The organism is Pseudomonas lurida (genome assembly GCF_013522705.1).
Classification (GTDB): domain Bacteria; phylum Pseudomonadota; class Gammaproteobacteria; order Pseudomonadales; family Pseudomonadaceae; genus Aquipseudomonas; species Aquipseudomonas quebecensis.
The window spans coordinates 36595-50827 of record NZ_JAAMRE010000041.1; the positions used below are offsets into that span (position 1 = coordinate 36595).

The window sequence follows — 14233 nt, forward strand, 5'->3', positions numbered from 1 at the left end:
ACATTGGCTCAGCGACGCTTATACATTATGTGTCTGACGCAGGACCCGTGTGGGAGGGGGCTTGCCCCCGATTGCGGTGGCTCAGCTACGGATAAACTGGCTGTTCCACTGCTATCACTGTGCCTGGGGTGATGTCAGGCGCCAGGTTGCCAGCCGCCGCCGAGTGCGGTCATGAGTCCTACACTGGCCTGCAACTGCCGCGTCTGCACCGCCTGCAATGTCCGCTGCGCCTGCAACGCCGCCGTCTGCGCGGTCACCACATCCAGGTAACTCACCGCACCCGCTTGATAGCTGTTCATCGCCAGCGATTGCGTATGCTGCGCCGCATCCGCCGCCGCTTGTTCATCCTGCGCTTCCTGCTGCAAATCCCGCAGTTGCGCCAGGTTATCTTCCACCTCGCGCACGGCCTTCAGCACCTGGCTGCGGTACTGCGCCGACGCCTCTTCAAACTCGGCCTTGGCCTGGCGTTCATTGGCGCTCAAGCGGCCACCGTCGAAGATCGGCAGGTTCACCAACGGGCCCAGTGCCCAATACCGATTGCCCGCCGACAGCAGATTGCCGACGCCCTGCGTCTGCCCGCCAATCAACCCGGTCAAGCTGAAGTCCGGATACCACGCCGCCTTGGCCACGCCGATATTTGCGTTGGCCGCAAACACCCGTCGCTCTGCCGCTGCAATATCCGGGCGACGTTGCAACAGGTGGCTTGGCAACTGCGACGGAATTCCCGGCAGGGCGATCAGTTGCTGGTCGGGCGGCAAGGTAAAGTCACTGGCTGCCACACCTACCAACTCGCCGATGGCGTGCTCAGTGAGGTTGCGTTGGCCGCGTACCTCGTCCAATTGCGCCCTGGCCTGCGCCAGTTGATTTTGCGCACGGGTCAGGTCCAGCTCCGAGGCTATCTGGCCCTCGTAGCGGCTGCGGGTCAGTTGCAATGCCTGGCTGAAATCATCCAGCGAGCCAGTGAGAATCCGGCTCTGTGCATCCAGCCCATTGAGCTGCACGTACAAGGTCGCCAGCTGACGCTGCAAACTCAGGCGCGCCACCGCCAGGTCATCCCCGGACGCTTGCGCCTGGGCATCGCCGGCCGCGACCTGATTGCGAATTTTGCCCCACAGGTCGAGGTCGTAGCTCAAGGAAAAACCCGCGATGTTGCTGTTGTACACCGACGGTTGCGTATCCCCCCGCAACGGTCGCGAATCCGATTGCCGCTGGCGCAGAGGTTGCGCGCTGGCGGTGATCTGCGGGAACAGGCCTGCGTGCAGTTGGCTGGCATACGCCTGGGAAGCATCAAAGTGCGCCAGCGCCGCCGCCAGGTCCGGGTTGGCCTTGAGCAGCCGCTGTTGCAGGTCATTCAGGCGCGAATCGTTGTAGAGCTTCCACCATTGGGGCGCCAGTTGGTCGGAGGGCTGGGCGCTGTGCCAGGGTCCATCGCTGGTCTGTTCGCGGTAGTTGGCCGGCAGGTCGATCGCCGGCACCTTGTAGGTCGGCGCCATCGAGCAACCCTGCAAGACCAGCAGCGTCAATGCGGCGAGCGGTTTAAGCCTTATGCGCATGCGCACCTCCGGAGGCATCGGCGAGTTGCACGGGATCACCTTCGCGCAGCGCATCGGGCGGGTTGTCGACGATGCGGTCGGCGGGTTTCAAGCCTTGGTCGATCACCAGGCGTTCGCCCAGGTCGAGGCCGATATGGATGGCTTGCAGGTGGATATGATTCTGCGCATCCAGCACTGCGACCTGAGTGCCCTGGGCACGGAAGATCAGGGCGCTGGCCGGGATGCTCACGCCGTGGGTGTCGGCCGGAATCGGCAGAGTCGCTTCGGCATAGTCACCCGGCAGCAATTCGCCGCTGGGGTTGTCGACCGCGAATTGGGCGAGCAGGGTGCCTGAGCGTCGGTCGATGGCAGTGGAATCGCCGATCAGGCGCGCCTTGAAGTGCTCGCCGGGGTGCTCGGGCACGCTCAGCTCGGCTTCCAGGCCCGGATGGATGACCGCTGCGTAGTTCTGCGGCACCGGTACATAAAGGCGCAACTGGTGGGTGTCGGCAATGTTGAACAGTTCCGGAGCGCTGTCGGTGTCGGCTTTGATCAACTGGCCGATATCGGTGTTGCGCGCGGTGATGGTGCCGGCAAACGGCGCGCGGAGGGTCTTGAAGCTTTCCAGCGCCGACAGCCGGGCATAGTCGGCAGCGGCGGCCTCGGCGTTGGCCTTGGCGGCAGCGGCATTGGAAGTTTTTTCATCCGCCTCCTGGCGCGATACCGAATGGCTGGCCAGCAGGTTTTGCCAGCGTGTAGCGGTGGTGCCGGCCAGGCGCGCATTCGCCTGCTCCTGCACCAGGCGTGCATGGGTCTGTGCCAATTGCTGGTCGAGATCGGGGCTGTCGATTTCCGCGAGGACTTGCCCGGCGTTGACGTGGCTGCCGATGTCGACTTTCCAGTCCTTCAGATAACCGCTGACCCGAGCGTGAATCGGCGCCTTGCTCCAGGCTTCCAGATGCGCCGGCAGGCGCAAGGTGTCGCCGGCCACGTTCTGCTTGGGTTGGAACACTCTTACCTGAGGGATGGCGGCGGTCTCGGTCCAGGCGGTGACCGATTGTTCGTGCAGCGTGCGGGCATGCAGGCCGTTGGCAACCAACACGGCGGCCAGGGTCAGGCCGCCGACACCCAGGAGCATCAGGCGCTTGCGCGAGGGTTTGTGATCAGACGACATGGGGCGTTTCTCCAGCAGTGACGCGAGTAGGGTGACGACCGTGGACCAGGCTGAAGACCACGGGTACAAACAACAGGGTGGCAGTGGTAGCGAGGATCAAACCGCCGATGACGGCGCGACCCAGCGGCGCGTTCTGTTCCTCGGACAGAGCCAGGGGCAGCATGCCGATGATCATCGCCAGGGCGGTCATGCACACCGGGCGAAAGCGCGTGTAGCCCGCTTCCAATGCAGCTTTCAAAGCATCGCCGTGTTCGGCCAGGCGTTCCCGGCAGAAGCTCACCACCAGGATCGAGTTGGCGGTGGCCACGCCCATGCACAGGATCGCGCCGGTCAAGGCCGGTACCGACAATGAGGTACCGCTGAGAAATAGCATCCACACGATCCCCGCCAGCGCCGCCGGCAGCGCGGTGATGATCACAAACGGGTCGACCCACGACTGGAAGTTGACCACGATCAGCAGATAGATCAGCACCACCGCGCCCAGCAGACCAAAACTCAAGCCGCTGAAGGCTTCATGCAGCGCATCGATCTGCCCATGCAGGCTGATCGTCGCGCCTTTGGGGCGCATGGCCGCGGTGTCGTCGAGCACCTTTTGCACGTCCCGCGCCACACCACCGAGATCGCGACCTTGCACATTGGCGTACAGGTCCAGGGTCGGCTCGATGTTGTAGTGGGTCACCACCGCCGGGCTTTGCACGCGGGAGATGGTTGCCACGCCGCCGAGGATCTGCGACTGGCCGTTCGCGCCGGTGACCGGCAAGGCTTCCAGCGACGGCAGGCTGTCCAGGCGATATTGCGGGGTGGCGGCAACGATGGAGTAGGACACCCCATTGGCCGGGTTGAGCCAGAAGGTCGGCGCAATCTGCGAGCTGCCCGCCAGTGACGCGACCATGCTGTTGGTCACGTCGCGCTCGGTAATGCCCAGGCCGTTGGCGCGCAGGCGGTCGACATTCACCTGCAGCGAAGGGTAGCCGGTGGATTGCTGGATACGCAGATCGGCGATGCCCGGCACGTGCTGCAGGCGGCGTTCCAGCTCGACGGCATAGGCGCGGTTTTCTGCATCGCTGCGCCCGGAGATTTTCACATCCAGCGGCGCCGGCGCGCCGAAGTTGAGGATCTGGCTGCTGATGTCCGCCGGCAGGAACGCAAAGTGGCTGCCGGGGAAGCTTTGCGGCAAGGCTTCACGCAGTTTTTTCACGTAGTCGGCGGTGGGGGCGTGGTGCGCTTTCAAGGTGACCTGGATATCGCCATCCTGCGGGCCGATGGTGCCGCTGCTGCTGTAGGCCATGTCGATGCCGCTCAGCGGCATGCCGATATTGTCGACAATGGTGTCCAGCTCCTGGGCCGGGATGACTTCGCGAATGCGCGCTTCGATACGGTCGAAGGCTGCGGCGCTTTCTTCGATGCGCGTGCCCAGCGGCAGGCGTACGTGCAGGGCCAGTGCGCCGGCATCGGTGGCCGGGAAAAAGTCCTGGCCCAGGCTGGGCAGCAGCAGGAAGGAGGCCAGCACGCAGGCAAGAAACCCTGGGATAAAGACCCTGCGGTTGCCCAGGGCCAGCGTCAGCAGACCGTGATAGGTGTCGCGGATATTCGAGAAGTGGCGCTCGAAACCCTGCTGGAAATTCAGCACCGCTTGCAGCGCGGCATTGCGTGGTTTCGGGTGTTGCTCGCCTTCATGATGGTTGATGAATTCGTCTTCGGGATGGTGCCCCGCGCCTTGCTCCGGGGTGTGCGGCTTGAGCAGAAACATGGCCAGTGTCGGCACCAGGGTGCGCGACAGGACGAAGGAGCTGGCCATGGCGAAGATCACCGCCAGCGCCATCGGCCGGAACAGATAACCGGCGATGCCTTGCAGCAGAAACATCGGCACGAACACGATGCAGATGCACAGCAGAGAGACGAACGCCGGGCCGACGATCTGCGCGGCGCCGTCGAGAATCGCGGTCCTCACCGCCTTGCCTTGTTCCAGGTGCCAGTTGATGTTTTCGATGGTCACCGTGGCGTCATCCACCAGGATCCCCACGGCCAGCGCCAGCCCGCCCAGGGTCATGACGTTGAGGGTTTGCCCGCTGGCCGCCAGCAGCGCGATGGCCGCCAGCACCGCCAGGGGAATCGATGCCGCGATGATGATTGTGGAGCGCCAACTGCCGAGGAACAGCAGGATCATCGCGCTGGTCAGCAGCGCGGCAATAATGCCTTCCTGCGCCACGCTGCCCACCGATTGCTTGACGAACACCGAGGCGTCACCCAGCAGCGAGGTCTTCAGCGACGGCGGCAGAGTTTCGTTGATGCGCGGCAGCATCTGGCGGATGCCGTCGATGATCGACAGGGTTGAGATGCTGCCGTTTTTCAACGCCGGCATCAGCACCGCGCGATGGCCGTCGACGCGCACGATATTGGTCTGCGGCGGCGAACCGTCGCGCACATGGGCGACCTGGCCGATGGTAATCAGCGCGCCGTCGACGGTCTTGATCGGCAGGTTGTTCAGCTCATCGATGGCCTTGGGGCTGTTGTTGAGCAGGACCGTGTATTCATTCGAACCGAGTTTGGCGGTGCCCACCGGAATGATCTGGTTCTGCAGGGCCAGCGCCGTGCCCACGTCCTGGGCCGACAGGCCTTTGGCAGCCAGCGCCTGAGGATCGAGGTCGAGGGTGATCTGGCGTTGCTTGCCGCCCATCGGCGTAGGCATCGCCAGGCCGGGCAGGGCACTGAGGGGCAGGCGGATATTGTTCTGCACCAGGTCGCGAATTTTGGCTTCCGACAGCGTCGGGCTGGAGAACGCCATCTGCAGGATCGGCACCGTGGACGCGCTGTAATTGAGGATCAGCGGCGGCGTAATGCCGGGTGGCATTTGCTTGAGCACGGTTTGTGACACGGCGGTCACTTGGGCGTTGGCGGTGCGGATATCGACGCCGGGCTGGAAGAAAATTTTGACGATGCCCATGCCGGGCAGGGATTGCGATTCGATGTGTTCGATGTCGTTGACGGTGGTGCTCAGGGAGCGTTCGTAGGTATAGATCACCCGACCGGCCATGGCGTCCGGCGACAGGCCGTTGTATTGCCAGACGACGGCGACCACCGGAATGCCGATATCGGGGAACACATCGGTGGGTGTGCGCAGGGCCGCCATTGGCCCGATGATGCAGATGAATATGGCCAGCACGATAAACGTGTACGGCTTGTGCAGTGCGGTCTTTACCAGCCCGAGCATGCGTGGATCTCCAACAGAGCAGGATTGCAAACCCCGGCAGTCTTGCCCGACCCACCTAACACGCACCTTTCAGCCAGGTGAAGGAACATTTAGGTAACAGCTGAAGATCGTTTCATAGGCTTTCATTTGTTCCAGCCGTAGCAGCTCTCCAAGCTTGTCGCCCATCGAATGATTGACCCGAGGAGCGTTGCCATGTCACTCAAACCCTTTTTGTTACTCCCTGTCCTGAGCGCCGTATTGCTGTTATCGGCCTGTGCCGGACCGATGCCCAAGGCGGACCCGAGCGAGGCCTGGATCGGCCTTAAAGAGGAAGCGCCCAATGACCTGCTGGCCGAACGCGTGGATGGCAAGCGCGTGGATGATGGGCGCTTCTTCGAGGTGACCCCGGGCGACCACCGGCTGGACGTGACGTTGTTCGAGGACGAATCTGGGGACGACAACCAGCAGGACTGCCAGGGACGCGTGGAGTACAAGCACTTCAAGGCAGGCGAGCACTACACCTTGGTGGAGTCCAGCCTGGGAATGACCGTGCGCGCATCCCTCAGGGATGCGCACGGTCACGAAGTCGCGGCGACCCAGGACTTCAATTGCATGCCGGGCTAGGCGTGACGCGCCACTGACTTATGCGCTTTGGCGGGTTTGACGTGGGGGTGATGGTGCCGGCGGGTGATGCGCAACACCCCCCACAACATGGCGCCGGCTACTGCCAGCCAACCGCAGATCAATAAAAAAATCGTCGTTGCAAGGCTCATTCGGGCCTCCTTCGCCCCGCAGGGGGCACACACAGTCTTCTCAATGGACAGTCTAGCCAACGGGCGGTTGCCTGCTATTGACCAATGGTCGTGTCCGTCCAACCGGTTCGCTATATCCAGGCCCCACGGAAACGTGATTGGGCTATGATCAGGCCCCTCACCGACGGCTGATCAAGAGAGTAAAAAAGTGCGGTTACGGTCGAACCTTACAGCGTCCCTGCTGCTGGCCTTCACCCTGGGGCTCACGGCCTGTGCCGGGCAACCTTCGAAATTGGCGGGCCTGCCCGAACGCGTCGAGCTCAATGGCGTGCCGACCTTTCGCAGCGAGGCTTATCAGAGCGGCCCTGCTGCGTTAGCCAGCATGCTGTCGCAACAAGGCATTGTGATGACACCGGGGCTGCTGGATAAACCGCTGCAGTTGCCGGGCGGCGAAGCCAACCTTGAGCGCACGATGCCGGAACTGGCGCGCGAGTACGGGCTTATGGTGTATCCGCTGGAGGCCAGGCTGACCGCCGTGCTGGCGCAGGTGGCGGCGGGTTACCCGGTGATGGCGCGCCTTGGCGGCGGGCTGTGGTCCGACGCGCGGTATGTGGTGGTAGTGGGCTTTAATCAGCAGAAGAGCACAGTGCTATTGCGTTCGGGCATGGACCGGCGACTGGTGATGAGCTTCAGCGATTTTGAATCGAAATGGGCCAGTGCCGGGCATTGGGCGATCCTCACCCAGCGCGCGAGCCAATTGCCGGCCAATGTGGATGCGCAGCGCTGGCGCGAGGCGGCCAATGCAACCGCCCAGGCCGGGCAGGAGCAGGCGGCGGCGCAGGCGCTTAAAGTGTTGGCGGAACATCGGTGAAAACGCGGGAGGGGCGTTGCGCCTCCCGCGTCACTGTTTAATGTCGTTCAGCGGCGCACTTCAGTGGCATTCCCACGATTCTTCAGGTTCTTGTCGGCCTTGTAGCGCAACGCGACGTCCGGCACCGCGCCGCCCTTGCCGGTCTCGACCCAACTGCGAATGCGGCTGGCATCGGCGAAGTGGGTGAATTTTCCGAACGCATCGAGGATAACCAGAGACACCGGCCGATTACCCATGCTGGTCACCAGCACCAGACAATGGCCGGCCTGGTTGGTGAATCCGGTCTTGGTCAGCTTGATATCCCAATTGGCGCGGTTGATCAGGTGGTCGGTATTGGAGAAACCCAAGGTGTAGTTGGGCTTGCGGAACGCCACGGTCTTTTCTTTGGTGGTGCTCAACTGGCTCAGCAGCGGATATTTGCGCGCCGCGGCCAGCAGTTTGCTCAGGTCGCGGGCGGTGGACACGTTGTGAATCGACAGCCCGGTGGGTTCGACGTAGTGCGTGCTGGTCATGCCGAGCGCCTTGGCCTTGGCATTCATCGCTGCGATAAATGCCGAATAGCCACCCGGATAGTGATGGGCCAGGCTGGCGGCGGCGCGGTTTTCCGAAGACATCAGCGCGATCAGCAGCATTTCCTTGCGCGGCATTTCGCTGCCGATTTTCACGCGGGAGAACACGCCTTTCATTTCAGGGGTGTCGGTGATGTTGATGTCGATGTACTCGTCCAGGTTCTGCTTGGCTTCGAGCACGATCAAACCGGTCATCAGCTTGCTCACGGAGGCAATGGGCACCACCACGTCGGGGTTGCTGGCATAGATGACTTTGTTGGTTTGCAGGTCGACCAGCATGGCGCTGCCGGAAGCGATTTGCAGTTTGGAGGGGTCGCGCGGCGCCAGGGTGGTTTCGGCGGCGTGTGCGAGCGTGCCTGAGAAAGCAAAAAACATGCTGATGATGGATAGACGAATTTTCACGCGGATGAACTCGCTAAAAAGTAAGAAATACCGTTGGGAAACGGGTTTTTGATAAATGGCGTTACATTTTAGGAGTATGGATCAGAAACTGTCGAATGTTCTTCCATAACCAGACGAAAGTACTTCAAAAATAAGAAAAAACAGGTTTTATTCCGGAAACAAAAAAGCCCCGCGATAAGGCGGGGCTTTTTCAGTACGAGCGGTTATTAATCGTGCAGGGTTTCTGCGGCGTACAAGGTGTTCTCCAGCAGGCACGCGCGGGTCATCGGGCCGACGCCGCCCGGCACCGGCGTGATCCAGCTGGCGCGGGGCAGGGCGGTGTCGTACACCACGTCGCCGACCAACTTGCCGTCGTCCTGGCGGTTGATACCCACATCGATAACGATGGCGCCTTCCTTGATCCACTCGCCTTTGACCAGGCCCGGCTTGCCGGCGGCAACCACCACCAGGTCGGCGCGGCCGACGTGGCCGGCGAGGTCCTTGGTAAAGCGGTGGGTAACGGTCACGGTGCAGCCGGCGAGCAGCAGTTCCATGGCCATCGGGCGACCGACGATGTTGGAGGCGCCCACTACCACGGCGTCGAGACCGTACAAGTCGACACCCGTGCTTTCCAGCAGCGTCATGATGCCTTTAGGGGTGCAGGGGCGCAGCAATGGGATGCGCTGGGCCAGGCGCCCGACGTTATAAGGGTGGAAGCCGTCGACGTCTTTGTCCGGGCGAATGCGCTCAAGCAATCTGGACGCGTCCAGATGGGCCGGCAGCGGCAGTTGCAGCAGCACGCCGTCGATCGCCGGGTCATCGTTGAGGCTGTCGATCAGGTCGGTGAGGGCTTGCTGGGTGGTCTCGGCAGGCAGGTCGTAGGCCTTGGAAATAAAGCCGACCTCTTCACAGTCTTTACGCTTGTGCGAGACATAAACCTGAGAGGCAGGATCGCTGCCGACCAGGATCACCGCGAGCCCGGGCGTGCGCAGGCCTTGCTGGCTACGCTCGGTGACGCGTTTGGCGATCTGCTGGCGCAGGCTGGCGGCGATTGATTTGCCGTCGATAAGTTGTGCAGTCATTACGCGTGATTAACCATCGAGAGGGGGAAGAAAAGTGCGCGCATTCTCGCATGCCAGGGCGTGAGGGCAAAGGCGCTTGGTCTGCAAATTGGCCTAACCCCTTAAATAAAATGAATTTTTTTCAAAAAAGATTTGACGGGTTTCTGGGGCCTCTATACTATTCGTCGCACTTGTCGGGCACAGCCTAGCACTGGTTAAGAAGGTCGAGCAGAATAGTTGTTCTGTAAGGCTGGAAGCACTTAGTTTGTAATCCTCCAAGAGTACAGATTAATAAGGCGCCCGTAGCTCAGCTGGATAGAGCATCCGCCTTCTAAGCGGATGGTCGCAGGTTCGAGTCCTGCCGGGTGCGCCATTAGGCAGCTTTGGCACAAGTAGCGCTATATGGTGGGCGTAGCTCAGTTGGTAGAGCACGGGATTGTGACTCCCGTTGTCGAGGGTTCGATCCCCTTCGTCCACCCCATATTTTGAAAGGCGCCAGATTTTACGGTCTGGCGCCTTTGCTTTAAGAGCTGCAAGCGCGGATGTGGTGGAATTGGTAGACACACTGGATTTAGGTTCCAGCGCCGCGAGGCGTAAGAGTTCGAGTCTCTTCATCCGCACCAATCACAGCTTTGTTCAATCGTAAGAGAGAGCAGGGCTCGACAAAGAAGTGGTTTGGTTTCTTTGTTAACGCAATATGGTGGGCGTAGCTCAGTTGGTAGAGCACGGGATTGTGACTCCCGTTGTCGAGGGTTCGATCCCCTTCGTCCACCCCATATTCGAAAGGCGCCAGATTTAACAGTCTGGCGCCTTTTTTGGTTTTGGCGGTTCGAACGCTGGGTAGTCGCGGCTACCGCGTCGCCGCGTCAGGGGGGGGGATGGTGGTGACGCCTTCTATATATAGAAGGAGGCGGCGCAGGGCCCTGGCTTGATCGGCTGTATTTGTCAGCGGGACGAGGAGCAGCAGTGCTCTCGTACCGATAAATTGCCGGCTGTTTACGAGCATATTTCCAGTAGGGTGACTTCTTGAGTTTGACCCACTAGAATGCATGCCCTTGATTGGGGTCGGAAATGGCCGGCTAACGTCTGTGCAACGAGGAATATCCATGCAAGTTTCTGTTGAAAATACTACTGCTCTCGAGCGCCGCCTGAGCATCACCGTGCCGGCAGAGCGTATCGAGACTGCGGTCAACAAGCGTCTGCAGCAGACTGCCCAGAAGGCCAAGATCGCTGGTTTCCGTCCAGGCAAAGTGCCGATGAGCGAAATCAAGCGTCGTTTTGGTGCCGATGCGCGTCAGGAAGCTGTCGGTGACGTGATCCAGGCTTCCTTTTATGAAGCCGTGGTCGAGCAAAAGCTGAACCCGGCTGGCTCGCCTTCGATCGAGCCCAAGTCCCTGGAAGCGGGCAAGGACCTGGAATACGTTGCCGTATTCGAAGTGTTCCCTGAGTTCGAAGTTGCCGGCTTCGACGGTATCGCTATTGAGCGCCTGAGCGCTGAAGTGGCTGACTCCGATCTGGACAACATGCTGGAAATCCTGCGCAAGCAGAACACGCGCTTCGAAGTGGTTGAGCGTGCCGCCCAGACCGAAGACCAGCTGAACATCGATTTCGTTGGCAAGGTTGACGGCGAAGTATTCGCTGGCGGCTCTGCCAAAGGCACTCAGCTGGTGCTGGGTTCCAACCGCATGATCCCTGGATTCGAAGACGGCCTGGTTGGCGCTAAAGCCGGCGAAGAGCGCGTGTTGAACCTGACCTTCCCGGCTGACTATCAGAACCTGGACCTGGCCGGTAAGGCCGCCGAGTTCACCGTGACCGTCAACAGCGTTTCCGAGCCTAAGCTGCCAGAGCTGAACGAGGAATTCTTCGCTCAATTCGGCATCAAGGAAACCGGCATCGAAGGCTTCCGCGCCGAAGTTCGCAAGAACATGGAGCGTGAGCTGCGCCAGGCCATCAAGTCCAAGGTGAAGAACCAGGTCATGGACGGTCTGCTGGCCGCCAATCCGATCGAAGTGCCTAAGGCTCTGCTGTCCAACGAAGTGGATCGCCTGCGCGTTCAAGCGGTTCAGCAGTTTGGTGGCAACATCAAGCCTGATCAACTGCCGGCCGAGCTGTTCGAAGAGCAAGCCAAGCGTCGTGTTGTGCTGGGTCTGATCGTGGCTGAAGTGGTCAAGCAGTACGACCTCAAGCCTGACGAAGATCGCGTTCGCGAAATGATCCAGGAAATGGCTTCGGCCTACCAGGAGCCTGAGCAGGTCGTGGCTTGGTACTACAAGAACGACCAGCAACTGAACGAAGTACGTTCGGTTGTGCTGGAAGAACAAGTTGTGGATACTGTTCTGCAGAAGGCTAAGGTGACCGATAAAGCGGTCTCTTACGAAGAAGCAGTCAAACCGGCGGAAGCAGCACAAGCCGACTGATTGTCCAACTCGTTGGAAATACAACCATAAGCCAGCCTCGCGCTGGCTTATGCGTTTTCAAGACATGACTATTTGGGAGTAACTGCAGAGCATGTTCCGTAATTCCTATATTCAGCAGAACTCTGATATCCAGGCCGCCGGCGGCCTGGTCCCGATGGTTGTCGAGCAATCCGCTCGTGGCGAACGCGCCTATGACATCTATTCGCGCCTGCTAAAGGAGCGAGTGATCTTTCTGGTTGGTCCGGTAGAGGACTACATGGCCAACCTGATCTGTGCGCAGCTGCTGTTCCTTGAAGCGGAAAATCCGGACAAGGACATCCATCTTTACATCAACTCGCCGGGCGGTTCGGTGACGGCGGGCATGTCGATCTACGACACCATGCAGTTCATCAAGCCAAACGTATCGACCACCTGTATTGGTCAGGCCTGCAGCATGGGTGCGTTCCTGCTGACCGCCGGCGCTCACGGCAAGCGTTTCTGCCTGCCGAACTCCCGTGTAATGATTCACCAGCCGTTGGGTGGTTTCCAGGGTCAGGCGTCGGACATCGAGATTCACGCCAAGGAAATCCTTTTTATCCGCGAGCGCTTGAACACGCTGATGGCCAAGCACAGTGGACGCACCCTTGAAGAAATCGAGCGCGATACCAACCGCGACAATTTCATGAGTGCAGAAATGGCGCGTGAATACGGGTTGATCGACGCAGTGATTGACCACCGCCCCGCATAATATAAGCCGCTCAAAATAAGGCTGATCGGCGTGTCCGATCATCGGCGGGCTTGAAAAAGCCCGCATAAGCCTTCATCTTGTGTTGCAAGCCTATCGGATTTGGATCGAACGAATGACTGACACCCGCAACGGCGAGGACAACGGCAAGCTGCTCTATTGCTCCTTCTGTGGCAAAAGCCAGCATGAAGTACGCAAATTGATTGCCGGCCCCTCGGTCTTTATCTGCGACGAGTGCGTCGACCTGTGCAATGACATCATCCGCGAGGAGGTGCAGGAAGCCCAGGCCGAGAGCAGCGCGCATAAATTGCCTTCGCCCAAAGAAATCAGCGGCATCCTTGACCAGTATGTGATTGGTCAAGAGCGTGCGAAGAAGATTCTGGCCGTAGCGGTGTACAACCACTACAAGCGCTTGAATCAGCGAGACAAGAAAGGTGAGGAAGTCGAACTCGGCAAGAGCAACATCTTGCTGATCGGTCCTACAGGCTCGGGTAAGACCCTGCTTGCTGAGACCCTCGCTCGCCTGCTTAATGTTCCGTTCACCATCGCCGACGCCACCACCCTCACCGAGGCTGGCTATGTGGGCGAGGACGTCGAGAACATCATTCAGAAACTGCTGCAGAAGTGCGACTACGATGTGGAGAAGGCCCAGATGGGTATCGTCTACATCGACGAAATCGACAAGATCTCGCGCAAGTCCGACAACCCGTCCATCACTCGTGATGTTTCTGGTGAAGGTGTGCAGCAGGCGCTATTGAAACTCATCGAAGGCACGGTGGCTTCCGTACCGCCGCAAGGTGGTCGCAAGCACCCGCAGCAGGAATTCCTTCAGGTTGATACGCGTAATATCCTGTTTATCTGTGGCGGTGCGTTCTCCGGTCTGGAAAAGGTTATTCAAAACCGTTCCACCCGTGGTGGCATCGGGTTCAGTGCGGAAGTGCGCAGCAAGGAAGAAGGCAAGAAGGTAGGCGAGTCCCTGCGTGAAGTCGAGCCTGACGATCTGGTCAAGTTCGGTCTGATCCCTGAGTTCGTTGGCCGTCTGCCGGTCCTGGCCACGTTGGACGAGCTGGATGAGGCTGCGTTGATTCAGATCCTCACCGAGCCGAAAAACGCGCTGACCAAGCAATACGCCAAGCTGTTCGAAATGGAAGGCGTCGACCTCGAGTTCCGTACCGACGCGCTCAAATCGGTGGCCAAGCGTGCACTGGAGCGTAAGACCGGCGCGCGCGGTTTGCGCTCGATCCTGGAAGGCGTACTGCTCGACACCATGTATGAAATCCCCTCGCAGTCCGAGGTGAGTAAAGTGGTGATCGACGAAAGCGTTATAGAAGGTAAGTCCAAGCCACTGTATATCTACGAAAACAGTGAGCCGGCTGCCAAGGCTGCGCCAGACGCGTAAGCGTTTCGCGGCATTCGTAAAGACAAAGGGGCCTCCAGCAGACTGTGTGAAAACCTAGCAATCTGTCCGGCCCTTTAAGAGAATGCTCCGTATCGAAAGATACGGAGCATTTTTCGTTATGGCCTACATACAAGGCGAGTCCCGCAGCCAGACCAGCCTGTTC

The 14233-nt window shown here is 60.0% G+C and carries 11 protein-coding genes and 4 tRNA genes; 9 read left to right on the forward strand and 6 right to left on the reverse strand.

The window, feature by feature from the left end:
• Positions 1-134: 134 nt before the first annotated feature.
• The 3 genes from G7025_RS25365 to G7025_RS25375 are packed head-to-tail and all read right to left on the reverse strand — an operon-like array spanning position 135 to position 5917.
• Entirely contained in the window at positions 135-1553 is a 1419-nt protein-coding gene (locus G7025_RS25365; protein ID WP_181081744.1) for an efflux transporter outer membrane subunit, read from the reverse strand.
• Complete coding sequence (locus G7025_RS25370; protein WP_181081745.1) at positions 1537-2706, reverse strand: efflux RND transporter periplasmic adaptor subunit; 1170 nt, start codon at positions 2704-2706, stop codon at positions 1537-1539. The genes G7025_RS25365 and G7025_RS25370 overlap by 17 nt, the downstream gene beginning before the upstream one ends.
• Positions 2696-5917: an efflux RND transporter permease subunit gene (locus G7025_RS25375; protein WP_181081746.1), complete on the reverse strand. Its 3222-nt coding sequence runs from the start codon at positions 5915-5917 to the stop codon at positions 2696-2698. Before G7025_RS25375 ends, G7025_RS25370 begins: the two co-directional genes overlap by 11 nt.
• A gap of 192 nt (positions 5918-6109) precedes the next feature.
• On the opposite strand from G7025_RS25375, the gene G7025_RS25380 reads away from it, so the two are divergent.
• Complete coding sequence (locus G7025_RS25380; protein WP_181081747.1) at positions 6110-6520, forward strand: PA0061/PA0062 family lipoprotein; 411 nt, start codon at positions 6110-6112, stop codon at positions 6518-6520.
• On the opposite strand, the gene G7025_RS25385 is transcribed toward G7025_RS25380, so the two are convergent.
• Positions 6517-6669 carry a hypothetical protein gene (locus G7025_RS25385; protein ID WP_181081748.1) on the reverse strand — a complete coding sequence of 51 codons (153 nt, stop codon included), beginning with the start codon at positions 6667-6669 and terminating at the stop codon, positions 6517-6519. The genes G7025_RS25380 and G7025_RS25385 overlap by 4 nt on opposite strands.
• A gap of 187 nt (positions 6670-6856) precedes the next feature.
• Between G7025_RS25385 and G7025_RS25390 the strand changes: the two genes are divergently transcribed.
• The gene (locus tag G7025_RS25390) at positions 6857-7519 is read left to right on the forward strand and encodes a peptidase C39 family protein (protein ID WP_181081749.1); all 663 of its coding nucleotides are present in this window, start codon (positions 6857-6859) and stop codon (positions 7517-7519) included.
• Positions 7520-7566: 47 nt separating this feature from the next.
• On the opposite strand, the gene pbpG is transcribed toward G7025_RS25390, so the two are convergent.
• Positions 7567-8490 carry a D-alanyl-D-alanine endopeptidase gene (pbpG, locus tag G7025_RS25395; protein WP_181081750.1) on the reverse strand — a complete coding sequence of 308 codons (924 nt, stop codon included), beginning with the start codon at positions 8488-8490 and terminating at the stop codon, positions 7567-7569.
• A 206-nt stretch (positions 8491-8696) separates the two neighbouring features.
• Positions 8697-9551: a bifunctional methylenetetrahydrofolate dehydrogenase/methenyltetrahydrofolate cyclohydrolase FolD gene (folD, locus tag G7025_RS25400; protein WP_181081751.1), complete on the reverse strand. Its 855-nt coding sequence runs from the start codon at positions 9549-9551 to the stop codon at positions 8697-8699.
• Between the two features lie 275 nt (positions 9552-9826).
• Here folD and G7025_RS25405 point away from each other — a divergent pair.
• The 7 genes from G7025_RS25405 (at position 9827) to clpX (ending at position 14070) form a co-directional block, all read left to right on the forward strand.
• Positions 9827-9903, forward strand: a tRNA-Arg gene (locus G7025_RS25405).
• Positions 9904-9935: 32 nt separating this feature from the next.
• Positions 9936-10011, forward strand: a tRNA-His gene (locus tag G7025_RS25410).
• Positions 10012-10068: 57 nt separating this feature from the next.
• Positions 10069-10153: transfer RNA gene (locus G7025_RS25415), tRNA-Leu, on the forward strand.
• A 77-nt stretch (positions 10154-10230) separates the two neighbouring features.
• Positions 10231-10306 (forward strand) — tRNA-His (locus tag G7025_RS25420).
• A 330-nt stretch (positions 10307-10636) separates the two neighbouring features.
• Positions 10637-11947, forward strand: a complete 1311-nt coding sequence (gene tig, locus G7025_RS25425) for a trigger factor (protein WP_181081752.1) — start codon at positions 10637-10639, stop codon at positions 11945-11947.
• A gap of 91 nt (positions 11948-12038) precedes the next feature.
• Entirely contained in the window at positions 12039-12674 is a 636-nt protein-coding gene (gene clpP / locus G7025_RS25430; protein WP_181081753.1) for an ATP-dependent Clp endopeptidase proteolytic subunit ClpP, read from the forward strand.
• Positions 12675-12786: 112 nt separating this feature from the next.
• Positions 12787-14070, forward strand: coding sequence for an ATP-dependent Clp protease ATP-binding subunit ClpX (gene clpX / locus G7025_RS25435; protein ID WP_034098852.1), 1284 nt, complete (start codon positions 12787-12789; stop codon positions 14068-14070).
• Positions 14071-14233 lie beyond the last annotated feature (163 nt).